This is a genomic window from Anaerosacchariphilus hominis (assembly GCF_014290175.1).
Classification (GTDB): Bacteria; Bacillota; Clostridia; order Lachnospirales; family Lachnospiraceae; genus Laedolimicola; species Laedolimicola hominis.
In genome coordinates this window covers 417,093-441,717 of the sequence record NZ_JACOOR010000001.1, presented here as the reverse complement: position 1 = coordinate 441,717, position 24,625 = coordinate 417,093, and the positions used below count along the sequence as shown (strand labels likewise).

Genomic DNA, 24,625 nt, shown 5'->3' with positions numbered 1-24,625 from the left:
AGGCAAGACTATGAGCAATGTGAATATTGTTTTTACCAGAGTAGACAATCGACTGGTGCATGGACAGGTAGGAAATGTGTGGGTAACTGCTTCAGGTGCGAATTTAATTCTTGTGGTTGACGATGAGGTCTGCAAGGATTCCCTTCAGCAGTCGCTGATGAAAATGACGGCGGATTCTGTAGGGGTGAAAATTCGATTTTTCTCTGTTCAGAAAACAATTGATATTATTGGAAAGGCCGCACCGTCCCAGAAGATTTTTATCGTGGCAAAGACACCTTTTGTAATCGAAGAGCTGGTGAAGAACGGTGTACCTATCAAATCCTGCAATATCGGAAATATGCATAAGAGTGAAGGAAAAGAAATATTTCACGAAGTACATGTGTATACTGATAAAAATGATATTGATTGCTTCGAACGTTTAAAAAACATGGGGGTGGATGTATATATACAGATCACGCCGAACGATAGAAAGTATGTAGTTTAATAAAATTTCATTGCGCCCCTGAATGGCAGAGTAAAAAATAAATGATAAAGGCTGTATTTTTTGATGTTGACGGAACGCTCATGGATCATGAAAGTAATATCATTCCGAAAACAACGCAGATAGCACTGCGGGAATTAAAGAAAAAAGGAATTCAAATCTTCACCTGTACAGGACGGCATATCAAAGAGCTTCATATGTTAGGAATCGCAAAATTGCCGTTTGATGGACATGTGCTTTTGAATGGTCAGGTATGCTTAGATCAGAATGAGTGTACAGTGGCGCAAATTCCCATTTGTCAGGAGGACATCGAAGGAATTCTGCCCTGGTTTGAAGAAAAAAAGATCCCCATAGCGTTCATGGAAGAGAAGGAGGTCTATATCAATACAATCGACAGGTACGTGCAGGAGGCCATGGCAGATATTTCATCGGAGCCGCCAAAAGTAGGGACTTACGGAGGAAATGCGGTATATATGGTAAATATTTTCGCAGGAGAAAAAGAAGTAGCGGAGCTTATGAAAAATATGCCGCATTGCAGTATGACTCGTTGGAATACGCATGCTGTAGATGTCGTGGATGCCGATACATGTAAAGCAAAGGGAATGAAAAAAATATTGGAGCATTATGGCTTGAAGCGTACGGAGATTATGGCATTTGGGGATGCTGAAAATGATATGGAAATGCTTCGCTATGCCGGAATAGGTGTGGCGATGGGAAATGCCTCTGAACGGGTAAAGGCTTGTGCGGATTATATTACAAAGGATGTAGGGAATGAAGGTATTTTTTCTGCATTGAGGCATTATGATTTGCTTTAACCGTATAAAAAATGAGAGTCTGTTTCAGACGATAGACAAAAGGAATAGGGCCATTCGTTCATGCGAAAGGTCCTATTTCTTTTAGGAATTTATGTCCGAAACAAGGCTCAAAGGAAAATATTGAAATGCTTGAATGTATAAAAAACAGTATGCCATATACGTGAATTGTATGTACGGTGCTATGAGAGGACGGCGGTTAGTCACCGCCTCTTGCTCAAGCATTATATTTTAAAGGTCCCCTCTGCAAGGTCTTTTGCCACAAATGGAATAAAGTAAAACGGCACAGTAAGGAGCTTTTGCTTAGAATTGTAGCCGTAATTATTTTTTTACGTCCAGAGGATATAATTTATTATTCGACTCAATGATAAATTCAAGCTCAGCGGAAGTTTTGCCTCGCCAGTGGAACAGTTTATGTTCTTTGGCAATTAATTCGTTAGCTGACTTTACAAACTTTTAAGAAAATCCTCCCCCCATTTTTCTTGACGATACAACCCTCTCTGTCATATAATAGGTTTCAGTTTTCGACCGACCGGTCGGTCGGATTTTGCCGAATGTAGAGGAGGACATTGGATGAAGAAGAAAAGCGTGATGGCGCTGGGGCTGGCGGTGACTGTGGGCGCGGCGACCCTGACGGGCTGTGGCAGCAGTAAGAAGACAGAGACAGAAAAGGTAAATGTGGAAGTACAGACGCCCCAGAGCGGCGAGGTGACTTTGGATACAGATTATATCGGAACCGTATCTCCGGAGCAGCAGGTTTATGTGGTGCCGCTGGTGTCCGGAACGGTAACCCAGGTGAATTATGCTGTGGGCGATACGGTAAAAGAAGGCGACGTATTGTTTAAGATTGATGACGAAGCGGCGCAGCTTCAGATGGACAATGCGAAAGCAGTCTACAGCCAGGCTGAGGCCGGTGTCAATGTGGCCACAGGCGGTTCCCGTCATCTGCAGAACTATCAGACAGAGAAGGGCATCGATAGCATGGAGGACAGTCTGGACACCGTACGGGACAGCATTAAGGATATGGAGAGCCAGATCGGTACACTGGGCGATCAGGAGACACAGCTGACCCAGGCGGTAAGCGGAGCTCAGGCTCAGGCCAATGCCAAGAATCAGGCGCTGGCCCAGGAGCAGGTGAAGCTGGATGAAATGAAGAAAGCCCTGGAAGCCCTGGAAGCTGCGAATCCGAAGGACGACGCGGCCATTGCAGAGAAGAAGGCAGAAATTCAGACCCAGGAAACGGTGGTGGCCAATGCGAAGCTGGAGCTGACCCAGGCCCAGGGAGCCCTTTCCCAGGCCCAGTCCGGCCTTTCTTCTGTGAAATCCGGAAAATCCCAGCTGGAGAGCGCGCTGGAAAGCACCAAGAGCCAGAAGGAGACCCTGAAGGATAACTTAAAGACCACAAAGAAAACTTATGATATCACAAAGAATGAAGTATATCCGGAGACGGATGCCACCTACGCGGCTCAGCTGGAGCAGGCCAACGTAGCCCTGGAGTCTGCCCGGTACCAGCTGGATATGTACACTGTCAAGGCACCTATTTCCGGCCAGATCGAGTCCATTTCCGTGGAGAAGGATTCCATGGCTTCTGCGGGCAGCCCGGCTTATGTCATTTCCAATAAGGATTCGATGACCGTTACCTTCAATGTGGCAGAGAAGGCCAAGGATGAGCTGCAGGTGGGCGACGCCATCGAGGTAGAGCGAAATGGCGAAATCTTTGCCGGAACTATCACGGAGGTGGGAACCATGGCAGGGCCGCAGACCCGTCTTTTCCAGGTGAAGGCTTCTGTCATCGGAGCCGGAGATAAGCTGCCCAGCGGCGTGTCCGTCAAGGTGCATGCCACTACCCAGAGGGAAGAGAGCAGCCTGGTGATCCCCTATGACGCGATTTATTTCTCCGCAGGCAGCGCCTATGTGTATTGTGTGGAGGACGGAAAGCTTGTGAAAACCCCGATTACCGTGGGCCTGATGAATGATGACGAGGCGACTGTAGTGGACGGATTAAACGGGGAAAGTCAGGTGGTTACCACCTGGTCCTCCAAGCTTAGAGACGGTGCAGAAGTTGTGGTGAAAACAGAGGCGGAGGACGCGGAATAAATGAATCTGACAAAATTTTCCTTAAAAAGACCGGTCACGACCCTTCTGGTTGTCCTGGCGCTGGCGGTATTCGGTATCTCGTCCCTTCTGGGCCTGAGACTGGAACTGATGCCGGATATGGATATGCCGGTGATGATGGTTATGACCATTTATCCGGGAGCGGATCCGGAATCTGTGGAGGAGCTGGTCAGCTCTGAGATCGAGGGTAAGGTCGGCGCCTTAAGTGGTGTGGATTCCGTCACCACCTATTCTCAGGAGAACAGCTCCATGGTTCTTCTGCAGTATGATTACAGCGTAGATACCAACGACGCGTATCTGGATCTGCGCGCGGCGCTGGATTCGGTGGAGCGTTCTCTGCCGGATGATTGCCAGAGCCCCATCGTTATGAAGATGGATATCAATTCCATGCCCAGTATGATGTATTCCTTAAGCACCACCGACGGCAGCGACGTTCTCTCCCTGGCCAATGATGAGATTGTGCCGGAGCTGAAGGCGGTAAGCTCGGTGGCCAGCGTAGAGGTCAGTGGCGGACGGGAGAATTATATTCAGGTGAAGCTGGACGAGGAGGCCATGAATCAGTATGGACTGACTATGAGCAGCATCGCCCAGTATATTGCGACCACAGATTTTACAGTTCCCATCGGCTCCCTGGAGCAGGGTACGCAGTCCATCAGCGCCATCAGCACGGCGGATGTGACCACTGTAGAGGATCTGCGGGAGATTCCGTTGTTTACCGCCACAGGCAGCCTGATTCATCTGTCGGACGTGGCCGACGTGCAGTGGTCCCAGAAGGAGCCGGACAGCATCAGCCGTTATAATGGCGAAGAAACCCTGACGGTCAGCGTTACCAAGAACCAGAGCGCAAGTACCCTGGGAGTGGTGCGGGACGTCAGAAAGACCATGGAGCGGCTGCAGAAGGAGCATCCGGGACTGGTGGCGACAGCCTCCTACGACGCGTCGGATATGATTCTTCTGGCTGTAAAATCAGTAGGAAGCACGCTGCTCATGGGCGTCATCCTGTCTATGCTGGTGCTGTTTATTTTCTTCGGTGACTGGAAGGCCAGCCTGATTGTAGGAAGCGCCATGCCCATCTCCCTGCTGGTGACGGTGATTGTCATGGCCGTGGCAGGCTTTTCACTGAATATCATTACGCTGGGCGCGCTGGTGATTGCCATCGGTATGATGGTAGACAGCTCCAGTGTGGTACTGGAAAGCTGTTTCCGGGCGAAGGATAAAAAGCCGGGCTTTCGGGAGGCTGCGGAAATCGGTACCAGAGGCGTGGCAGGCTCTATCGTGGCTTCTACGATTACCACAGTCGTGGTATACCTGCCCCTGTGTATCCAGACCGGACTGACCGGACAGATCTTCGGACAGCTGGGCTATACGATTATCATCGCCATGCTGGCGTCCCTGATTTCCGCGCTGACTCTGGTTCCCCTGTTCTTCTGTATCTTTAAGCCGCAGGAGAAAAAGGAACGGAAGCTGAACGGATTTCTGGATAAGGTTAAGGGGAAATATGACAGGCTGGAGCGGAAGCTCTTACATAAGAAGAAGCTGAGCGTTCTGGTGGCAGTAGTGTTACTGATAGGATCCTTCGGTCTGGTAGCGCTGATGAAGGTGGAGCTGATGCCGGCCATGGACGAGGGAACCATTTCCGTAGCGGCTGCCTTCCGTAGCGGTACCAAAGCAGAAGAAGTAGATAAAAAAATGCAGGAGATTGAGGCTATGGTGGCGGCCCATGAGGATGTGGACAGCTATACCCTGACGTCCTCTAAGGGCTCCGGCAAAATCTCCGTTAATCTGAAGGAAGATCGGAGGATGTCCAGCCAGGAGGTGGCAGATGAGTGGCTGGAGGAGACGAAGGATATGACCGGCGTACAACTGGATATCACCGTCAGCAGCCAGATGTCTACCATGATGCTCACGTCAAGCGGCGGAAGCGTAACCCTGGCTTCAACCAATCTGGACGATCTGAAGGAAGCGGTTTCTGCCCTTCAGGAAAAGGCCTGGAATATTCCGGGCGTGTTGAATGTATCCTCGGATGCCGGTGAAGGTTCTACCCAGATCCGGGTGGTAATTGATCCGTTGGACGCTATGGCCCACGGTATGACGCCCATACAGGCAGCAGGGGGGCTCTACAGTATGATCAGCGGAACCGAGGCCATGACCATTACGTCAAATGGCGAGGAATACAGTGTCATGCTGGAGTATCCGGAAGGCACCTACACAAAGGCCAGCTCCCTTCTGGACGCCTCCGTCGGCGGCGTACCGCTGTCAGAGATGGCGACGCTTCAATATACCGATTCCCAGCAGACGGTTATGAAGCAGAACGGAAAATACACCACCACCATTACCGCTTCCTGTGTCTCAGAGGATACGGACGCGGTGGACGCGGCGCTGGATAAGCTGGTGGCAGATACAAAGCTTCCGGATTCTGTGGAACAGACCAAGGACACCATGGACGAGATGATGACAGAGACCTTTACGGCCATCGGCAAGGCGATTGCAGCGGCAGTGTTCCTGGTATTCCTGGTTATGGCCATGCAGTTTGAATCTCCGAAGTATTCTCTGATGGTTATGCTGAGCATTCCCTTCAGCCTGATTGGTTCCTTTGGACTTCTCTTTCTGTCCGGACAGTCGCTGACCATGATTTCCATGATGGGTATTATGATGCTGGTGGGTATCGTAGTAAATAACGGTATCCTGTATGTGGACGGCGTCCATGCCCTGATGAATGAGGAAGGACTGGGACTGGAGGACGCGTTGATTGAAAGCGGAAAGACGAGACTCCGGCCGATTCTGATTACTACGCTGACTACTGTTATTTCCATGATTCCCATGTCTCTGGGACTGGGAACTGGAACGGAAATGATGCAGAGCATGGGTATCATTATCATCGGCGGCCTGACTGCCTCTACGATTCTGATTCTTTTGTTAATGCCGGTATTCTATCTGATGGCTTACGGAAATAAAAAAGAAAAGGGGCCGAAAAAACCGCGGAAATGGAGGCTTAGAAAGCATGGAGCTGCAGAAACCGAAGTCAATGCCTGAGCTGAAGCCCAAGGTAAAAGCCCTCTACGATGCAGTGCTGGAGCTTCTGAATGAAAATGCGGATGTCAATACCCTGACTGTGTCGGATATTACGAAGCGTGCAGGTATCGGTAAGGGAACGGCCTACGATTATTTTAGCTGTAAAGAAGAAATCATTGCGGGAGCCATTATCTATGACGCCCGGACCCAGGGCGAGGAAAACTGGGAAAGACTGGAAAATATTCCGGGCTTTGAAGAAAAGATCTGCTATTGCTTTCATTGGGTGGCAGAGTGTGTGCAGGAGCAGCGGGCATTTGCCAGGTTTCTGTTCCTGTCGGCCCATCCGGGAGCGGCTAAGGACGATATTATGAAGAAGCTGCAGAGCATGCTTGCGGAAAGCAGGCAGTGCGGCGATATGGGTCCTATGATGATTCTGGGAAATCTGTGTGACTGCGGCATGCGGGAATGCTATATCCGGAAGGGGCTCCCGAAGCAGGCGGCGGTGTATATGCTGCTTGGCAGCCTGACCTCCCTGGTGATGTATCTGGGAGAAAAAAAACAGACCGGGGATTTCTGTCCGGAGGAGATGGGAACCTATCTGTGTGAGGGCTTTCTGCGAGCGGTGAAATAAGGGCAAAATAATAGAAGAAAGAAAACGGTCTGTGGCTTTACTGTCACAGGCCGTTTTGCTATAATAGAACCGGTGGTTTTAGAAAAAAACGCATGGAAAATGCAGCAGGAGGTATGAGGTATGCTTTTGGAAAAACTGGAGCAGGAGGGTATCAAGAAGGAGCTGGAAGCCCTCGGATACAACTGTGAGGAGATCTTCGGCGGCCTGAAGGAGGAGACGGACCGGCTGTACGCGTCCTATTCCTGGCAGAAGATTCCCTGTACGGTAGAAGGAATCCGGGAGTATGTGATTCACGCGGTTCCGCCGAAGGAGCTTCGGGAGAAGGACTATCCCTGGGAGGAGTGGTTTATCCAGTTCGATGAACCGGTACACCACGTATTGTTTATGCACGATCAGGAGATCTGCAATGCGGAAGCGCCGATTCCGGAGGGAGATACACAGCATCCGGCGGAGATTTGCGGAAGAACCTGGTACTATTACGACGATAAGAACAGTTATCCGCATTTTGCGGGAAAAGCAGAGCCCCGATAAGGCTCTGTTTTTTTCTTAAGAAACACGAAAGATTCTTAAAAAAGCCGGTATGTCCTTGAATCGGCCGGAATATAATGCTAGAGTATAATTTGAAATTCTATCACTGTTTGGAGCGAAACAGAAACGGAGAAAGCATAACAGCGAAAGAGGAGAGCATATGAAAAAGAATAACGGAGGAATCCGCACGATCATTACGGCAGGTGTTCTGCTGGTACTGGTGATTGCGGTGGCATGGACCCTGAAGACCCGGGACACGAAGGAAGAGGAACCGGTTCAGGCAGAGGTGCAGGAACCCACGGTGGTGGAGCCGGAGCAGCAGCCGGAGGAAGAGCCGGAGCCTGCACAGCCCGCAGAGGATGTGGACGAGCAGATACGGCAGGAAGAGGAACTGGCCACTTTTGTGACGGACTACGACAGCGAGCCCCTACTGAGCACCACGCCCATTAAATATCTGAGCCTGGAGGTGGGAAGCACCGAGGACGAGATTCGCCTGAACTGGATGTCTCCCAGCGCAGCCACCGGACAGGTGAGCTGGTATACGGTGCAGAACGGAGATTTCCAGATGGTGGACGCAGAGTGCAGCGCCTCCCAGACCATGCCGGGATATTATGTAAACAAGGCGACGGTGACCGGACTGCAGCGGGGCATGACTTATGCCTACAAGGTAGGAAACGATGCGGGCGGCTGGTCCCCCGAGTACAAATACACGGTGCCGGATGTGGACACCAAAGAGGGCTTTACCTTCCTGGTAACCTCTGACGCGGAGATTGGTCAGGATCAGTATCAGGAGGAAGAGGTCACAGTCAACGACTGGGACAAGGTAGTGACAAGGCTTACCAACTATGTGCCGGAGGCTCAGTTTCTGGTACATGCGGGCGACCAGGTGGCCCAGTTTGGCAATGCGGAGGAATACAGCGGCTTCCTGGATCATCTGGGACTTTACAAGATTCCCCTGGTGCCGGTGACCGGAAATCACGATGTGGCCAATGATGATATCGCGGAGGAGCTGGGTTATAACGGCGGCCCCTTCTTCTATGAGCATTTCAATGTGCCGAACCGGTCGGAGCATTACGGAATGAGCGAACGGGATAAGGACGGAGACTACTATTTTGTCCGGGGCGATGTGCTGTTCATTGTACTGAACAGTCTGACAGCCCAGGAGACGGACACCCATGAGGACTATGTGCCCAAGGTAGTGGAGAAGTATCCGGATACCAAATGGCGGATTATCATCCAGCATTATCCGGCCTACAGCAGCGTCAAGCGGTATCAGGATCAGATGGATCCCTGGATCCGAAAGTCTCTGGCCTATATCTGCCAGGACAATGACATCGACCTGGTGATCAGCGGTCATGACGCAGTCTATTCCCGGTCCTACTTTACGAATCGGAATTGTGAGAAAAATGAAAACTATGATTATTCCTCCGGGGCGACGGCAGTGAATCCGGAAGGAACCATGTATGTGGTCTGCAGCACAGCCAGCGGAAGCCTGTATCAGGCTGCCACGCCCAACGAAAATATCGTTTTCCAGGGACAGCCGGAGGAGCCCATGGCCCTGCAGTTTGACGTGACGGAAAACGAGCTTCATCTGCAGGCTTATACCGTGGATAACTGGACCCTCTACGACGAGTATACAATCCGCAAAGAATAAGCGCGAAGCCTTGACAATCCGCGGAAAGACTGCTATATTTACCTACAGTTAGACAGGAATACAATAACTTATAAAGGCAGAGAAAAAGAGGAGTACGCGGGACACACGTCAAAAGAGAGGACGGCTCATGGGCTGAGAGGCTGTCGTGGAAGGGTCGCCTGCGGAAGGTAGCTTTGGAGCCGGAGTGGTGAACGGAATATCCCTAGCCATTCACGCCCGACCAGCGTTAAAGGGTGAGAGATATGAGGCGGCTTTCGCTTCATAAGTAAGGTGGTACCGCGCACAAGCGCCCTTTCATATATGAGAGGGCGTTTATTTTTTTCGCAGGAGAAATCCAAGGAAACCGAAGGAGGAACAGAATGAAAGAGTTGGCAAAGACCTATGATCCGAAGCAGATGGAGGATCGTATTTACGGAGAGTGGCTGGAGAAAAAGTATTTCCATGCAGAGGTGGATCGGAGTAAAAAACCGTTCACGATTGTCATGCCGCCTCCCAATATCACAGGAAAGCTGCACATGGGACATGCCCTGGACAATACCCTGCAGGATATCCTGATCCGATACAAGAGAATGCAGGGCTACAATGCGCTGTGGATTCCGGGAACCGATCATGCGTCCATTTCCACAGAGGTTAAGGTCATCAACCAGCTGAAGTCGGAAGGTATCGATAAGAACGAGCTGGGCCGCGAGGGCTTCTTAAAGAGAACCTGGGAGTGGCGGGAAGAGTATGGCCGCACCATCGTAGATCAGCTGAAGAAGATTGGCTCCTCCTGCGACTGGGACAGAGAGCGCTTCACCATGGACGAAGGCTGCTCCAAGGCCGTACAGGAGGTATTCCTGCGCCTGCATAAGAAGGGCTATATCTATAAGGGCTCCCGTATCATCAACTGGTGTCCGGTCTGCAAGACCTCTATCTCTGACGCAGAGGTAGAGCACGAGGAGCAGGCAGGCCATTTCTGGCATATCAATTATCCGATTAAGGGCAGCGACAAGTTCGTAGAGATCGCTACCACCAGACCGGAGACACTGCTGGGCGACAGCGCCCTGGCTGTAAACCCGGACGATGAGCGCTATAAGGACATCGTGGGCAAGACCGTCATTCTGCCGTTGGTAGGCCGTGAGATTCCTGTCATCGCCGACGCGTATGTGGATAAGGAGTTTGGTACCGGCGTGGTAAAGATTACTCCGGCACACGACCCCAACGACTTCGAGGTAGGAAGACGTCACAACCTGCCGGAAATCAATATCATGAACGACGACGCCACCATCAATGAGAATGGCGGCAAATATGCAGGCATGGATCGCTACGAGGCACGTAAAGTGATGGTAGAAGAGCTGAAGGAGCAGGGCCTGCTGGTGAAGGTGGTAGATCATGTTCATAACGTAGGAACCCACGATCGCTGCGGTACCACCGTGGAGCCCATGATCAAGCAGCAATGGTTTGTGAAGATGGAGGAAATGGCAAAACCGGCCATCGAAGCTGTTAAGAACGGCGATCTGACTTTCGTGCCGGAGCGTTTCGACAAGACTTATCTGCACTGGCTGGAGAATATCCGCGACTGGTGTATCTCCAGACAGCTCTGGTGGGGACACCGGATTCCGGCATATTATTGCGACGACTGCGGCGAGATCGTGGTAGATCGGGAGATGCCGAAGGTGTGTCCGAAGTGCGGCGGAACCCATTTCACACAGGATCCGGATACCCTGGACACCTGGTTCTCCTCTGCGCTGTGGCCCTTCTCCACTTTAGGCTGGCCTGAGAACACCGAGGATCTGGACTACTTCTATCCCACCGACGTACTGGTAACCGGATACGATATCATCTTCTTCTGGGTAATCCGTATGGTATTTTCAGGCTATGAACAGACCGGAAAGTGCCCGTTCCATCACGTATTGATCCACGGCCTGGTTCGTGACTCTCTGGGACGCAAGATGAGTAAGTCTCTGGGAAACGGTATCGACCCGCTGGAGATCATTGACCAGTACGGCGCGGACGCTCTGCGCTTCACCCTGGTTACCGGCAACGCCCCCGGCAATGACATGCGTTTCTATATGGAGCGTGTGGAGGCCAGCCGTAACTTTGCCAACAAGATCTGGAACGCTTCCCGTTTCATCATGATGAACATTGAAAAGGCAGAGGTTCCGGAAGCCATGGATCCGTCTGAGCTCACCGGAGCCGACAAGTGGATTCTGTCCAAGGTCAACACACTGGCACAGGACGTGACGGCCAATATGGATAAATTTGAGCTGGGTATCGCCGTTCAGAAGCTTTATGACTTCATCTGGGAGGAGTTCTGCGATTGGTATATCGAGATGGTGAAGCCCCGTCTCTATAATGAAGAGGATCAGACTAAGGCGGCAGCCCTGTGGACGCTGAAGACCGTATTGACCAACGCCCTGAAGCTTCTGCATCCCTATATGCCCTTCATTACCGAGGAGATTTACCGGAACCTGACCGGAGAGGAGTCCATCATGATTTCTGCATGGCCGGAGTTTAAGGAGGAGTGGAGCTTTGAAAAGGAAGAGACCGAGGTAGAGCTGCTCAAAGAAGCTGTCCGTTCCATCCGTAACGTGCGTTCTTCCATGAACGTTCCGCCCAGCAAGAAGGCTCATGTGATCGTGGTATCCGAGAAGCCGGAGGTACGCGCGGTATTTGAGGGAAGTAAGTCCTTCTTCGGCACCTTAAGCTATGCAAGCCAGGTAACCGTACAGGCAGACAAGACAGGCATCGGTGAGGACGCGGTTTCCGCGCTGATTCCGGACGCGGCGGTATATATGCCCTTCGCGGAGCTGGTAGATCTGGATAAAGAGATTGAGCGCCTGAAGAAAGAGGAGGAGCGTCTGACCAAAGAGCTGGCCCGTGTAAACGGCATGCTGAGCAATGAGAAGTTCATTAGTAAGGCTCCCCAGAGTAAGATTGACGAGGAGAAAGAGAAGCTGGAGAAGTACACCCAGATGATGAATCAGGTGAAAGAGCATCTGAATGCTTTGGTGAAATAAGTAAGAGAGGATTTTATGAAAAAGTTTTTACAAATGGTAAAGGCCTGCGGTGCTGCGGTGAAGAAATTCATCATGCGCTGCGGCGCTTTTCTGAACAAGTGGAGTGAGGGGTGCAGTAAGACCATGGAGAAGCCGGTGGCATTCATGAACCGGTTTTCTCTGTTATTCCATGCCCTGATGGCGGCTGGAATCTATTTTATCATGGAGACCATGTCCAGACATTCAGCGCTGGAAGCATGGAACTTTATGATAGGAAGTCCGAAGGTATACGCTTATAATACCTTTATGATTTTCATGACCTTTATGATCGTGTATCTGTTCCGGAGACGTATTTTTGTGCGTCTTCTGATTACGGCCTTTTGGATATACCTGGGCTATATGAACGGAACGATACTAAATAGCCGCGTTACGCCGTTTACCGGACAGGATCTGCATCTGATTACCGACGCGCTGGACGTGGTAGGTCTGTATATGTCGCCGATGAAGCTGATTACCCAGGTGGGCGGTGTGCTTCTGGGAGTGGCGGTGCTGGTACTCCTGTGGAAGTACGCGCCGAAATATCAGAAAAAGGTAAAATGGCCCTTAAGCATCGCAGGCGTGATTATCGTCCCGATTTTATTTGCGGGAAGCACAAAGCTCTGTCTGGAGCAGCGTGTGCTGTCCACCTATTTTGGAAATATCGCCTTTGCGTATCAGGATTACGGCCTGCCCTACTGCTTTTTCTGCAGTCTGCTGGCCACAGGTATGAACCAGCCCTATGATTATTCCAAGGAGACCATCGACAAGATCGTGGAGGACGATAAAAAGGTGGCTTTAAGCGCGGATAATGATACGGAAAAGCCGAATATCCTCATGCTGCAGCTGGAGACCTTCTTTGATCCCACCACAGTGGAGTGGCTGGAGTTCTCCGAGGATCCCATCCCGAATTTCCACCGGCTGATGCAGGAGTATTCTTCAGGAGCATACAAGGTGCCTTCCGTGGGCGCCGGAACGGCCAATACGGAGTTTGAGTCCATCACCGGCATGAATCTGCGGTATTTCGGACCGGGCGAGTATCCCTATAAGACCATTCTGAAGAAAACCACCTGTGAGAGCGTGGCCTACGACCTGCGGAACCTGGGTTATGCCACCCACGCCATCCATAATAACAAGGCTACCTTCTACAGCCGTGCCGACGTATTTAAAAATCTGGGCTTCGACACCTATACTTCCAAAGAGTATATGGATGTGTCCAATACCACAGCAAACGGTTGGCTGAAGGACGAGATTCTGGTGGAGCAGATTCTGGATAACCTGAAATCCACAGCCCGGCAGGACTTTATTTATACGATTTCCGTGCAGGGACACGGCGAGTATCCCACCGAAAAGGTGCTGGAGGATCCGGCCATCAAGGTGACCGGCGCTGCCACTGAAGAAAAGAATAATCAGTGGGAGTATTATGTAAATCAGCTCCATGAGATGGATCAGTTCGTGGCGGACCTGATCAACGCCCTGGATAATTTCGGCGAGAAATACGTGCTTGTGATGTACGGCGACCATCTGCCGACCTTGGGCCTGACCGTGGAGGATGTGACAAACCGTTACCTCTTCGACACCAGCTACGTCATCGTGGACAATATGGGACTGGAGAAGGTGGATCAGACCCTCTGCTCCTACCAGATCGCGGCCGAGGTGCTGGATAAGGTCAATATCCATGAGGGAACCATGATGCAGTATCATCAGAACCGGCGTAAGTCCAAATGGTATCTGCCGGATATGGAGCTTCTGCAGTACGACCTTCTCTATGGAAAGAAATACGCTTACGGCGATGACGGAACCACGCCCTTTGAGACCATCAATATGCAGATGGGTATCCATCAGCCGGAGATCACCCGTGTAATTCCGCTGCCGGGCGAGAATAAGTTCTACGTGTTCGGACGGAACTTTACCACAGCCAGCAAGATCTATATCAACGATGAGTGGCAGAACACCAAGTTCATCAGCAGTCATGTACTGCAGGTGAAGAAGGTGAAGCTGACGGAGGACGCGCAGATCTCCGTGAAGCAGCTGGCGCCAGGCAAGGCAAAACGGGTGCTGAGCGAGGGCAACACTTACGAATACAAGGTTCCTGTGGTGGAGGAGACCACCGAGGAGACCGATGAAACCACCGATACAACAGAAGGGACGGGAACTGCACAATGATGACCTATCAGGAAGCGGTAGACTATATTGACGAAACACCGAAATTTACGAAGAAGAATTCCCTGGATCACACACGGGCTTTTTTACAGAGGCTGGGGGATCCTCAGGAAAAGATGAAGCTGCTCCATGTGGCGGGAACCAACGGAAAGGGCTCTGTATGCTCTTTTCTGGCTTCCATGCTCCATGCGGCGGGAAAGCGGACGGGACTTTTTATTTCTCCCCATCTGGTGGATATCAACGAGCGTTTTGTCATTGATGAGGATCAGGTGTCTGATGAAGCCTTTCTGGCGGCCTTCCATAAAGTCATGGACTGTGTGAACGCCATGAAGGAGGAGGGCTACCCCCATCCCACTTACTTTGAGCTGCTGTTCCTGATTGGCATGGTGATCTTTGAGCAGGCCAGGGTGGAGTACCTGGTGCTGGAGACAGGCCTGGGCGGCCGCCTGGACGCCACCAACTCCATCGCCCATCCTCTGGTGACGGTGTTGACCTCCATCAGTCTGGATCACACCGAGTATCTGGGCGATACGGTGGCGGCCATTGCAGGAGAGAAAGCAGGCATCATCAAGGAGGGCGTTCCGGTGGTCTACGACGCATCCTGCCGGGAGGCGGAGGAGGTCATTCTGGCCCGGGCAAAGGAACTGCATGCCCCTGCCTACGGCATCCATTCGGAAATGTATAAAATTTCCAGTTCGTCGCAGAAAAATATTGATTTTTCCATTCATTGTGGGTATTATGATGATATCAGTCTTTCCATATCCAGCGTGGCGGAGTATCAGATGAAGAACGCCACCGAGGCGGTCACGGCCATCCGTGTGATGGATCAGGAAGGCATTTTTACCGATGAAATCATCCGGAAAGGGATCACGGACATGCGCTGGCAGGGCAGAATGGAGACCGTACTGCCCGGCGTCATCATCGACGGCGCCCATAACGAGGCAGGCGTGGAGGAGTTCGTGCGGACGGCCAAACGGCTGGAGGCGGATTATCCGGTGACCCTGCTCTTTGCGGCAGTGGGTGACAAGGACTACCGCCACATGATCGAGACCATTTGCAGGGAGCTGCGCCTGGAGAGGGTCATCGTGACTGAGGTGGGCGGCTATCGGAGCGTGGATGTGAAGGAGCCCAAGGGACTGTTTGAGCAGTTCGGACAGAAGCAGATCACAGCCATTCCGGATGTGGAAGAAGCATTTGAGGAAGCACTGAAAGAAAAGGGAGACGGCATCTTATTCTGTGTGGGTTCTCTCTATCTGGTAGGAAGCATTAAAAAAATATTGCGGGACAGGAGGACGGCAAATGATTGACTTTGAGGAAGAACTGAAGAAATTCCATCCCAGCCTGGAGGTAGAGCAGGTGGAGGACAACGTATACCGTAACAAGCCCAAAGACATGTCAGACCTTCTCGATGAAATGCTGAAAGAGATGAAGGGCAGTCATCGCTGAGTCAGAGGAGGAATCTATGCGCTGTATAAAATGTGGAGCGACGCTTACAGATCCGGGCTACTGCAGTTCCTGCGGGACAGAGATCCGGGTCTATGAGAAAATCATCCGATTATCCAATACCTACTACAATATGGGTCTGGAGAAGGCCAACGCCCGGAATCTTTCCGGAGCGGTTCAGGATCTGCGCTACTGTCTGGAGCTGAATAAGAATCATATTCATGCGCGAAATCTGCTGGGTCTGATTTATTTCGAGGTAGGCGAGGTGGTTTCCGCCCTGACCGAATGGATCATCAGCAAGAATCTGGAGCCGGAGAAGAACGCTGCGGATGAGTATATCCAGGCCATTCAGGCGAATCCCGCCAGACTGGAAACCATCAATCAGACTATTAAGAAGTATAACCAGTCCCTGCTTTACTGCCAGCAGGGCAGTGAGGATCTGGCGATCATCCAGTTGAAAAAGGTTCTTTCCCTGAATCCGAAGCTGGTGAAGGCCCATCAGCTGCTGGCGCTGCTTTATATCCGCACGGAGGAGTACGAGCGGGCCGGAAGAGAGCTTCGGCGGGCGTTGGACATCGACCGGACAGACAGCGTTTCCCTGCATTATCAGGCGGAGCTGGAGGAACTGGCCGGAAAGGCAGTCAGCCGCGGACAGAAGCCGGAAAAGGAAAATAAGGAAAGCGCGAATAAGGATATCATTTCCTATACCAGCGGAAATGAGACCATTATTATGCCGTCCACTTATAAAGAGAACACAGGTATGAATACGGTCCTGAATATTTTCATCGGACTGGTTGTGGGCGTGGCCCTCATGTGGTTCCTGGCCGTACCGGCCAAGGTGCGCCAGGTGCGCAGCGAGACCAACACCCAGATTCGCACCTACAGTGATGAAATCTCGGCGAAGCAGACGGAGATCAATAAGCTCCAGAGTCAGCTGGACGATCTGCAGGGTACGGGAGACAGCAGCGAAGAAGGGACAGAAGCCCAAGGCGGAAGCTATGAGCTGCTGATTGATGCGTATACCAGCTTCCAGGCGGGAGATACAGAGAGCGCGAAGACAGCCCTTGACAGTGTAAAAGCGGATGAACTGTCCGACAATGCCAAAGCCATTTACAATCAAATGTATGGCAGCCTCCACGCGGATGATGTGAAGAACCTGTACGATGCAGGTGTGACGGCTTATGATGCCAAGAACTACGAGGAAGCTGTGACGAATCTGGAGCAGGTGGCGGCTACGGACGCCAAGTACGATAACGGCTATGCCGTGTACTATCTGGCCCGTTCCTATGAAAGTCTTCAGCAGAATGATAAGGCCATCGCCATGTTCCAGACTTTCCTGGACAATTATCCGGGCACATCCCGGGCAAATTACTGTACCCAGGCCATTCAGCGGCTGGGCGGGCAGACGCAGACCACGACCACCCAGAGCTCCGGCGCCACAGATACTGCGGGACAGGACACGGCGGCGGGACAGTAACCTGCCCCAGATAAACCCTGAAGTAAGGGACATACGGATTGACAGAAATGTCAGTCTGTGTGTCCTTTTTGTTTTGCCTGTATGCGGAAATGACAGGAAAAGGAACCCGGTCAGGAGGGAGAGCCGGGGAAACGGAGGAATAGTCATGAAAAAGAAAAGACGGACACAAAAGCCGGAACGGCTGAAACTGGAGGGAACCACCCTATATATCCGGGTGCCGGGAGAGCTGGATCATCATAGCGCCGATGAGATCAGCAGGAGTGCGGACCGGATGCTGGAGGAACAGAATATCCGACGGATGATTTTTGATTTTTCCGATACGGGCTTCTGCGACAGCTCCGGTATCGGTATGCTGATGGGCCGGTATAAGATGATGAAAGCCCTGGGCGGCGAGGTGCGGGCCGTGCAGGTGGGCGAGCGGGTGGCGAAGATTCTGATGCTGTCCGGTATTATGAAAATCATTCCCGTGGAGCGGGCAGAGGGAGGCATGGAGAGATGAAGAATAGAATGAGAGTGGAGTTTGACAGCATTTCGGCAAATGAAGCCTTTGCCAGGGTGGTGGTGGCCGCCTTTATGGCCCAGTTAAATCCCAGCATGGAGGAGGTGGCGGATGTGAAGACAGCCGTGTCCGAGGCAGTAACCAACGCCATCATCCATGGTTACCAGGGTCAGGTACATACAGTGGAGATCTGCGGGGAGACCGAAGGCCGGCGGCTGACCGTGCAGATAAAGGACACCGGCGTGGGAATCCCGGATGTGGAAAAGGCCATGGAGCCTCTTTATACCTCACGGCCGGAGGCCGGGCGTTCCGGCATGGGCTTTCTCTTTATGGAGGCCTTTATGGATGAAGTGCAGGTGGAATCGGAGCCCGGGAAGGGCACCTGCGTGACCATGTGTAAGCAGATCGGCACAGACGGGGACTGACTATGGAGCGGACTCTGGAGCTGATTCGACGGTCACAGGACGGAGAGAAAGAGGCAAGAGAGACACTGATAGAGGAAAATATGGGACTGGTTCACCATGTGGCCCGCCGCTTTCTGGGGCGTGGCGTGGAAGCGGAGGATCTGTTCCAGATCGGGGCCATCGGACTGATGAAGGCCATCGATCGATTCGATCTGAACTACGAGGTTCGTTTTTCCACCTACGCGGTTCCCATGATCGCCGGGGAGATTCGGCGGTTTCTGCGGGACGACAGCATGATCAAGGTGAGCCGTTCCCTGAAGGAGCTGGCCTCCCGGGGTGCCCGCCTGCGGGAGGAGATTCGGATGCGGGAAGGCCGGGATCCAGGCGTGGAGGAGCTGGCGGGAGAGCTGCAGGTGGAGCCGGAAGAGCTGGTGCAGGCCTTTGACAGCTGTACGGAGGTGGAGTCCCTGCAGAAAATCATTTACCAGGGGGACGGAGAGGGTGTGAGCCTGATGGAGCGGATTGAGAAAGGGGAGGACCAGGAAGAACGGATGCTTCGGCGGATGCTGCTGGAGCAGCTGTTGAGATCCCTGGAGCCCGAAGAACGGAGATTGATCGTACTCCGGTTCTTTTACGACAGAACTCAAAGTCAGGTGGCTGAAGAGCTGGGAATGACCCAGGTACAGGTATCGCGGCTTGAGAAAAAGATATTGGAGACCATGAAGAAACGGGCCCATGAGGGAGGCGGAGCGGAGCCCGGGACTTCGTGCTGAAGGCCCGGCCGGGCTCCTGTCTGACGCAGAAACCGGAAGCTGAAACGAAAGAAAAAACGGAAAAATGGTAGAAATTTTATGTGGATTTGTAAAAAAACCTTGAAATATGGTGTTTTACGGACTATAATGTCCCCAGAAACAACGGAGTTTCAGAAGGAAAAGTGTACCCTTCTGGAACTTCTTTTTGTTTACGCAATCGCGATTGTTTCAAGGAGGAGAATGATTATGAAAAACAGATTACTTGCACTGACCACCGCGGCAGTTCTGGCCGTATCCCTGACCGCCTGCGGTTCGTCTAAGACAGAGGAGCCCGCAGCAGATAACGCTGCAGAAGCCACAGAGGAAACCGCTTCTGCGGACGCAGGAGAGAAGAAGGTACTGAAGGTAGCCATGGAGTGCGGCTACGCGCCTTACAACTGGACTCAGCCCGATGATTCCAACGGAGCCGTTCCCATCAACGACAGCTCTGATTACGCTTACGGCTATGATGTTATGATGGCAAAGAAGATTGCCGACGAGCTGGGCTATGAGCTGCAGATCGTAAAGCTTGACTGGGATTCCCTGGTACCGGCTGTGCAGTCCGGAACGGTAGACTGTGTCATCGCAGGTCAGTCCATCACATCCGATCGTCTGGAAATGGTGGATTTTTCCACTCCGTACTACTACGCATCTGTAGTCAGCCTGGTAAAGCAGGATGGACCGCTGGCAGACGCTGCCGGAATCTCTGATTTCGAGGGCGCTACCTGTACTTCCCAGCTGGGAACCATCTGGTATGACATCTGTCTGCCCCAGATCAAGGACGCGAACATCCAGCCTGCACAGGAGTCTGCACCGGCTATGCTGGTAGCTCTGGAGAGCGGACGTACCGACCTGGTTGTAACCGATATGCCCACAGCAAAGGCAGCCTGCGTAGCATATCCGGATCTGAAGCTTCTGGACTTCACAGAGACAGATGACGATTTCGCTGTTTCCGATGAGGAGATCAACATCGGAATCTCCGTACAGAAGGGCAACAGCGAGCTTCTGGATGGCATTAACAGCGTACTGGCTACCATGACTGTAGACGATTTCAACAGCATGATGGACGAGGCGATTTCCGTTCAGCCGCTGTCTGAGTAAAATAAGAATCAGGAAAAACGTGAAGGGGCGTATTTACGCCCCTTCCTGAAACTTTTCCTGTAACGGGAAAGTTATTTGTCATAAAAAATAAAAGGGAGTTGTGAACGTAAGATGTCCATATCAAATATGAGTTTTCTGGGGAGAATCGGATACCTGCTCCAGCGCTATGGCACTTCCTATCTGAAGGGAGCCGGAACCACCCTGGTGATTGCGCTGGTTTCGACGGCCATCGGCTGCCTGATCGGCTTTGTAGTGGGCGTGGTGCAGACCATTCCGGTAGATAAGAAACGTGACAGCGCGGTGAAGAGGGGACTTCTGAAGGTGGTAAAAGTCATTCTGAAGGCCTACGTGGAGCTGTTCCGGGGTACACCTATGATCGTGCAGGCAGTATTTATCTATTATGGCCTGTCCCAGGTATTTAACATTCAGTTGGGAATGTGGTCCGCCGCGTTTCTGGTCGTATCCATTAACACAGGCGCTTATATGGCAGAGTCCGTCCGGGGTGGAATCATTTCCGTGGATCCCGGTCAGATGGAGGGAGCCAAAGCCATCGGTATGACCCATGTGCAGGCCATGAAAAATGTTATCCTGCCCCAGGCCATCCGGAATATCATGCCTCAGATCGGCAACAACCTGATCATCAACATTAAGGATACCTCCGTGCTGTCTGTCATCAGCATCGTGGATCTGTTCTTCGTACATAAGAGTGTGGCGGGAGCCCTGTATACCTACTTTGAGTCGGCGACCATTGTAATGGCCATTTATCTGACCATGACACTGGTGACCTCCAGACTTCTGCTTCTGGTGGAGAAGAAGATGGACGGCGACGCCAACTACGAGCTGGTGGATACCATGGATATCGGCAACCAGCTCCGCACAGCGCGGGAACATGACGGGGAAGGGAGACGCGGATAATGAGTGAGAAAGAACTGATTCTGAAGGTTTCCCATTTGCAGAAGAGCTTTGGAAATCATGCAGTCTTAAATGATATTGATTTTGAGGTACATAAAGGAGACGTGGTCTCCATCATCGGAGCCTCCGGCTCCGGAAAGTCCACCATGCTCCGGTGCATCAACCTTCTGGAGGAGCCGGGCGGCGGCGAGATTCTGTTCCATGGACAGGATATCACGGACGCAAAGGTGAATGTGCCGGCCTACCGTGCCAAGGTGGGTATGGTGTTCCAGAACTTTAACCTGTTCAATAATATGACTGTTCTTGAGAACTGCATTGTGGGCCAGGTGAAGGTGGCGAAGAAGAAGCCGGAGGAAGCCCGGATAAGTGCTGTCCGGTACCTTCGCCAGGTGGGCATGGAGCCCTTTTTGAACGCCAAGCCCCGGCAGCTGTCCGGCGGCCAGAAACAGCGCGTGGCCATCGCCCGGGCTCTGGCCATGGAGCCGGAGGTTCTGCTCTTCGATGAGCCCACCTCAGCACTGGATCCCCAGATGGTGGGCGAGGTTTTAAGCGTCATGGAGGATCTGGCGAAGCAGGGGCTGACCATGCTGGTGGTTACCCATGAGATGGCCTTTGCAAGGGATGTGTCTACCCATGTAATTTACATGTCCGAGGGCGTCATCGAAGAAGAGGGAACGCCCGCTCAGATCTTCGGAGCGCCCAGAAGCGAAAAGACCAAAGAGTTCCTGGCCCGGTTCCGGAATACGGCGGTTTAAAAATAGCAGTTTAAGTGTTTTTTGAGAACAGAACAGACAGGCATCCTCTCCGGGCGTATATCACCGGAGAGGGTGCCTGTCTGTTCGTCCGGAGAAAAAGAAAAATGTATAATTTCCCCCAAAAAGCACACACTACTTCCCAGGAAAGAAAAGGAGGTGGCATCCATGAACCATGCAAAGTATCGGGTGTGGATTTGGGTGATGGTGCTGGTTCTGGCGATAGCGGGGGTCATGTGGTATCTGCTGGCGAAGGAAAAGCGGGAGCCGGTGACGGACGGGACCCTGGTGCAGCGGGAGCTGAACGGACAAACAGAAAGTGGGACAGAAGGCAGAGCGGAGACCGAAATCAGATCCGCAGTAAAGGCTGTGGTGGAAGAGGAGTTGACATGAGTCCAGGGAAACAGCTCCTGATGGCAGTGGCAGGCTTCAGTTCCGGCGTGGGCGTGGCAGGCGGTCTCTTTGCCCTGATCATTGCCCTGGGCCTGGTATCGGAGTTTGCCGACCAGACCCACACGGCCAGTCACATCTTCTGGTACGAGGACGCCGTCTCCGCAGGTGCCATCCTGGGAAATGTGATGAGCGTCTATCAGATCGTCCTGCCCCTGGGCCAGCTGGGTGCGGGTATCTTCGGCCTGTTTTCCGGTATTTTCGTGGGAGCCTGGGCCATGGCCCTGACAGAGATCGTGAACATTATCCCCATATTTACCAGACGGATCGATCTGCGCCGGGGCCTGGGGCTGATCATAGTTTCCATGGCAGCTGGGCGGACCGCAGGCTCTTTTCTTTACTATTATTTTCGGTTTTAGGAGGAATCAATATGAAAGAATTCCTGGAATCCCAGCGGCAGCAGCCGGACGAGCAGGGAAAACAGCGTTATAACGAATACGTGAAGCAGGTGACGCCCACCCACAGCCTCTGGAGTCAGCTGATCAGGGCCTTTGTGACCGGAGGAATCATCTGCTGTCTGGGTCAGGGTATCGTGAACTATGCCCTGAGTCTGGGCCTGGATAAGGAGACAGCCGGAAGCTGGTGTTCTCTGATTCTGGTATTCCTGAGCGCCCTTCTGACCGGTTTTAACATCTTTCCGTCCATCGCCAAATGGGGCGGCGCGGGAGCTCTGGTTCCCATCACCGGCTTCGCCAACAGTGTAGCGGCACCGGCCATCGAGTACCAGAAGGAGGGTCAGGTCTTCGGCATCGGCTGCAAGATTTTCACCATAGCCGGGCCGGTGATTCTGTATGGCATTTTTACCAGCTGGGTGCTGGGACTGGGATACTGGGTTCTGAAGATGCTGGGAGTGGCGTAAGCCACTCCTATTTACATAAGTCCATTTGATATTATGCAGCATAAATGTAAAATAAAATAGCCCAAAAATATAAAATGAAATACATCAAAAATACAAAATCAAGTTGAACTTGCGTGCGATACAATATATACTATAAAAAAGAATATCAGAAGAATACAGTAGGAGCGGGCATTTATGAAAGAATACTGGAATAGAATTGTAGATAAAGAATTAGATCTCAGGCTGGAAGCGTTTGGAGCAACATTGATTGTCGGTCCCAAATGGTGTGGCAAGACAACTACTGCGGAAGAGAAGGCAAAGAGCGTCCTGAAAATGCAGGACCCTGATATGCGAGAGGGGTATTTGGCAACAGCAAATGCGAAGCCCTCCCTTCTTCTCAAGGGTGAGAATCCTCGATTGATCGATGAGTGGCAGGAAGCGCCTATTTTATGGGATGCTGTTCGAACTGCAGTTGATGTCAGACAAGAGGAAGGGCTTTTTATCCTAACAGGTTCTACTTCTGTTGATAATTCACAGATTCACCATACTGGAACAGGAAGAATTTCAAGAATGAAAATGTATCCTATGAGTTTGTATGAATCAAAGGAATCAACTGGTGCGATATCGTTAAAAGAACTGTTTGACAATTCGGAATCAGATATTGACGGAGTTATGTCAATGATGAGGATAGAAGATCTCATTTTCGCAGCATGTAGAGGGGGCTGGCCGTCAGCATTACGAAAAAAAAGTGATGCAGCGAAATTGATCGTTGCAAATGATTATCTCAAAAATGTATGTGAAACAGATATATCGACTGTAGATGGGGTAATGCGTAATTCCGTATTGGCAGAAATGATCCTCAGGTCATATGCACGAAATATTTCTACATTAGCTAAGAAAAATAGTATTTATAAGGATGTTGTAGCAAATGTGGAAAGCTTGTCTATGCCGACTTTGGATTCTTACATTACAGCATTTACAAGGCTGTTTGTAATAGAGGATATTGATGCGTGGTGTCCAGCAATTCGTTCGGCAACAACCATTCGTTCCGGGAAAAAGAGGGGATTTATTGATCCTTCGATTGCAGTGGCGGCGCTTGGATTGTCACCGGATTATTTGGAGAAAGATTTGAAAACATTCGGCTTTATTTTTGAATGCATGTGCATAAGAGATTTAAAAATATATTCGCAGCCATTAAAAGGAAAAGTTTCCCATTATCACGACAGATATGATTTGGAAGCCGATGCGGTACTTCATATAGGTGACGGCAGGTATGCCTTGATTGAATTTAAGTTAGGCAGTGCGGAAATTGAAGAAGGCGCAAAACATTTGTTGAAAATAAAAGAATTGGTAAGGAACTATAATGAAACGGAAAAGCAGGTTCCGCTTAGAGAACCGGATCTGCTGATAGTAATTACTGGTGGCAATATGGCATATACGAGGCCGGATGGTGTGAAAATAATACCAATCGGGTGCCTGAAAGATTAGTAATGGGACAGAGGGAGAAAATGACAAAATTATTCGATGTAATTCCATCAGGTTTTTTTT

The 24,625-nt window shown here is 51.5% G+C and carries 22 protein-coding genes and 1 other annotated feature; all 22 genes read left to right on the top strand.

Translation table 11 applies throughout. The features are described 5' to 3' along the window. The first annotated feature begins 10 nt into the window (after nucleotides 1-10). Nucleotides 11-484, top strand: coding sequence for a PTS galactosamine transporter subunit IIB (agaB, locus tag H8S44_RS02075; RefSeq protein ID WP_186872728.1), 474 nt, complete (start codon nucleotides 11-13; stop codon nucleotides 482-484). Between the two features lie 41 nt (nucleotides 485-525). Beyond that, nucleotides 526-1,296: a Cof-type HAD-IIB family hydrolase gene (locus H8S44_RS02070; RefSeq protein ID WP_186872729.1), complete on the top strand. Its 771-nt coding sequence runs from the start codon at nucleotides 526-528 to the stop codon at nucleotides 1,294-1,296. Between the two features lie 570 nt (nucleotides 1,297-1,866). Continuing rightward, complete coding sequence (locus H8S44_RS02060) at nucleotides 1,867-3,390, top strand: efflux RND transporter periplasmic adaptor subunit (RefSeq protein ID WP_186872730.1); 1,524 nt, start codon at nucleotides 1,867-1,869, stop codon at nucleotides 3,388-3,390. Beyond that, the gene (locus H8S44_RS02055; protein WP_186872731.1) at nucleotides 3,391-6,441 is read left to right on the top strand and encodes an efflux RND transporter permease subunit; all 3,051 of its coding nucleotides are present in this window, start codon (nucleotides 3,391-3,393) and stop codon (nucleotides 6,439-6,441) included. Continuing rightward, complete coding sequence (locus tag H8S44_RS02050; RefSeq protein WP_207724123.1) at nucleotides 6,410-7,051, top strand: TetR/AcrR family transcriptional regulator; 642 nt, start codon at nucleotides 6,410-6,412, stop codon at nucleotides 7,049-7,051. The genes H8S44_RS02055 and H8S44_RS02050 overlap by 32 nt, the downstream gene beginning before the upstream one ends. 120 nt (nucleotides 7,052-7,171) lie before the next feature. Beyond that, nucleotides 7,172-7,582, top strand: a complete 411-nt coding sequence (locus H8S44_RS02045; RefSeq protein WP_186872732.1) for a hypothetical protein — start codon at nucleotides 7,172-7,174, stop codon at nucleotides 7,580-7,582. Between the two features lie 157 nt (nucleotides 7,583-7,739). After that, entirely contained in the window at nucleotides 7,740-9,233 is a 1,494-nt protein-coding gene (locus H8S44_RS02040) for a purple acid phosphatase family protein (RefSeq protein ID WP_186872733.1), read from the top strand. Between the two features lie 70 nt (nucleotides 9,234-9,303). Further along, nucleotides 9,304-9,530, top strand: a binding site (T-box leader). Between the two features lie 62 nt (nucleotides 9,531-9,592). Then, nucleotides 9,593-12,232 carry a valine--tRNA ligase gene (locus tag H8S44_RS02035; RefSeq protein ID WP_186872734.1) on the top strand — a complete coding sequence of 880 codons (2,640 nt, stop codon included), beginning with the start codon at nucleotides 9,593-9,595 and terminating at the stop codon, nucleotides 12,230-12,232. 15 nt (nucleotides 12,233-12,247) lie between these two features. Continuing rightward, nucleotides 12,248-14,413: an LTA synthase family protein gene (locus tag H8S44_RS02030; RefSeq protein ID WP_243167447.1), complete on the top strand. Its 2,166-nt coding sequence runs from the start codon at nucleotides 12,248-12,250 to the stop codon at nucleotides 14,411-14,413. Beyond that, the gene (locus H8S44_RS02025) at nucleotides 14,410-15,717 is read left to right on the top strand and encodes a bifunctional folylpolyglutamate synthase/dihydrofolate synthase (RefSeq protein ID WP_330593514.1); all 1,308 of its coding nucleotides are present in this window, start codon (nucleotides 14,410-14,412) and stop codon (nucleotides 15,715-15,717) included. The genes H8S44_RS02030 and H8S44_RS02025 overlap by 4 nt, the downstream gene beginning before the upstream one ends. Next, nucleotides 15,710-15,856 (top strand): hypothetical protein, encoded by a 147-nt coding sequence (locus H8S44_RS02020; protein WP_186872735.1) that lies wholly within the window; start codon nucleotides 15,710-15,712, stop codon nucleotides 15,854-15,856. The genes H8S44_RS02025 and H8S44_RS02020 overlap by 8 nt, the downstream gene beginning before the upstream one ends. 16 nt (nucleotides 15,857-15,872) lie before the next feature. Continuing rightward, entirely contained in the window at nucleotides 15,873-17,330 is a 1,458-nt protein-coding gene (locus H8S44_RS02015; protein WP_186872736.1) for a tetratricopeptide repeat protein, read from the top strand. Nucleotides 17,331-17,475: 145 nt separating this feature from the next. Further along, nucleotides 17,476-17,829: an STAS domain-containing protein gene (locus H8S44_RS02010; RefSeq protein WP_186872737.1), complete on the top strand. Its 354-nt coding sequence runs from the start codon at nucleotides 17,476-17,478 to the stop codon at nucleotides 17,827-17,829. Beyond that, nucleotides 17,826-18,254, top strand: coding sequence for an anti-sigma F factor (spoIIAB, locus tag H8S44_RS02005; RefSeq protein ID WP_186872738.1), 429 nt, complete (start codon nucleotides 17,826-17,828; stop codon nucleotides 18,252-18,254). The genes H8S44_RS02010 and spoIIAB overlap by 4 nt, the downstream gene beginning before the upstream one ends. 2 nt (nucleotides 18,255-18,256) lie before the next feature. Beyond that, a complete protein-coding gene (locus H8S44_RS02000) occupies nucleotides 18,257-19,006 on the top strand; it encodes a SigB/SigF/SigG family RNA polymerase sigma factor (RefSeq protein ID WP_186872739.1) in 750 nt (249 codons plus the stop codon). Between the two features lie 225 nt (nucleotides 19,007-19,231). Further along, the gene (locus H8S44_RS01995; RefSeq protein WP_186872740.1) at nucleotides 19,232-20,125 is read left to right on the top strand and encodes a transporter substrate-binding domain-containing protein; all 894 of its coding nucleotides are present in this window, start codon (nucleotides 19,232-19,234) and stop codon (nucleotides 20,123-20,125) included. Between the two features lie 111 nt (nucleotides 20,126-20,236). Further along, nucleotides 20,237-21,040 carry an amino acid ABC transporter permease gene (locus H8S44_RS01990; protein ID WP_186872741.1) on the top strand — a complete coding sequence of 268 codons (804 nt, stop codon included), beginning with the start codon at nucleotides 20,237-20,239 and terminating at the stop codon, nucleotides 21,038-21,040. Further along, nucleotides 21,040-21,792, top strand: a complete 753-nt coding sequence (locus tag H8S44_RS01985) for an amino acid ABC transporter ATP-binding protein (protein ID WP_207724124.1) — start codon at nucleotides 21,040-21,042, stop codon at nucleotides 21,790-21,792. The genes H8S44_RS01990 and H8S44_RS01985 overlap by 1 nt, the downstream gene beginning before the upstream one ends. A gap of 165 nt (nucleotides 21,793-21,957) precedes the next feature. Further along, a complete protein-coding gene (locus H8S44_RS01980) occupies nucleotides 21,958-22,182 on the top strand; it encodes a hypothetical protein (protein WP_186872742.1) in 225 nt (74 codons plus the stop codon). Beyond that, the gene (locus H8S44_RS01975) at nucleotides 22,179-22,598 is read left to right on the top strand and encodes a stage V sporulation protein AB (protein WP_186872743.1); all 420 of its coding nucleotides are present in this window, start codon (nucleotides 22,179-22,181) and stop codon (nucleotides 22,596-22,598) included. The genes H8S44_RS01980 and H8S44_RS01975 overlap by 4 nt, the downstream gene beginning before the upstream one ends. 11 nt (nucleotides 22,599-22,609) lie before the next feature. Beyond that, nucleotides 22,610-23,098 (top strand): SpoVA/SpoVAEb family sporulation membrane protein, encoded by a 489-nt coding sequence (locus tag H8S44_RS01970; protein ID WP_186872744.1) that lies wholly within the window; start codon nucleotides 22,610-22,612, stop codon nucleotides 23,096-23,098. A 174-nt stretch (nucleotides 23,099-23,272) separates the two neighbouring features. Continuing rightward, entirely contained in the window at nucleotides 23,273-24,565 is a 1,293-nt protein-coding gene (locus tag H8S44_RS01965; protein WP_186872745.1) for an ATP-binding protein, read from the top strand. The last annotated feature ends 60 nt before the right edge of the window (nucleotides 24,566-24,625 follow it).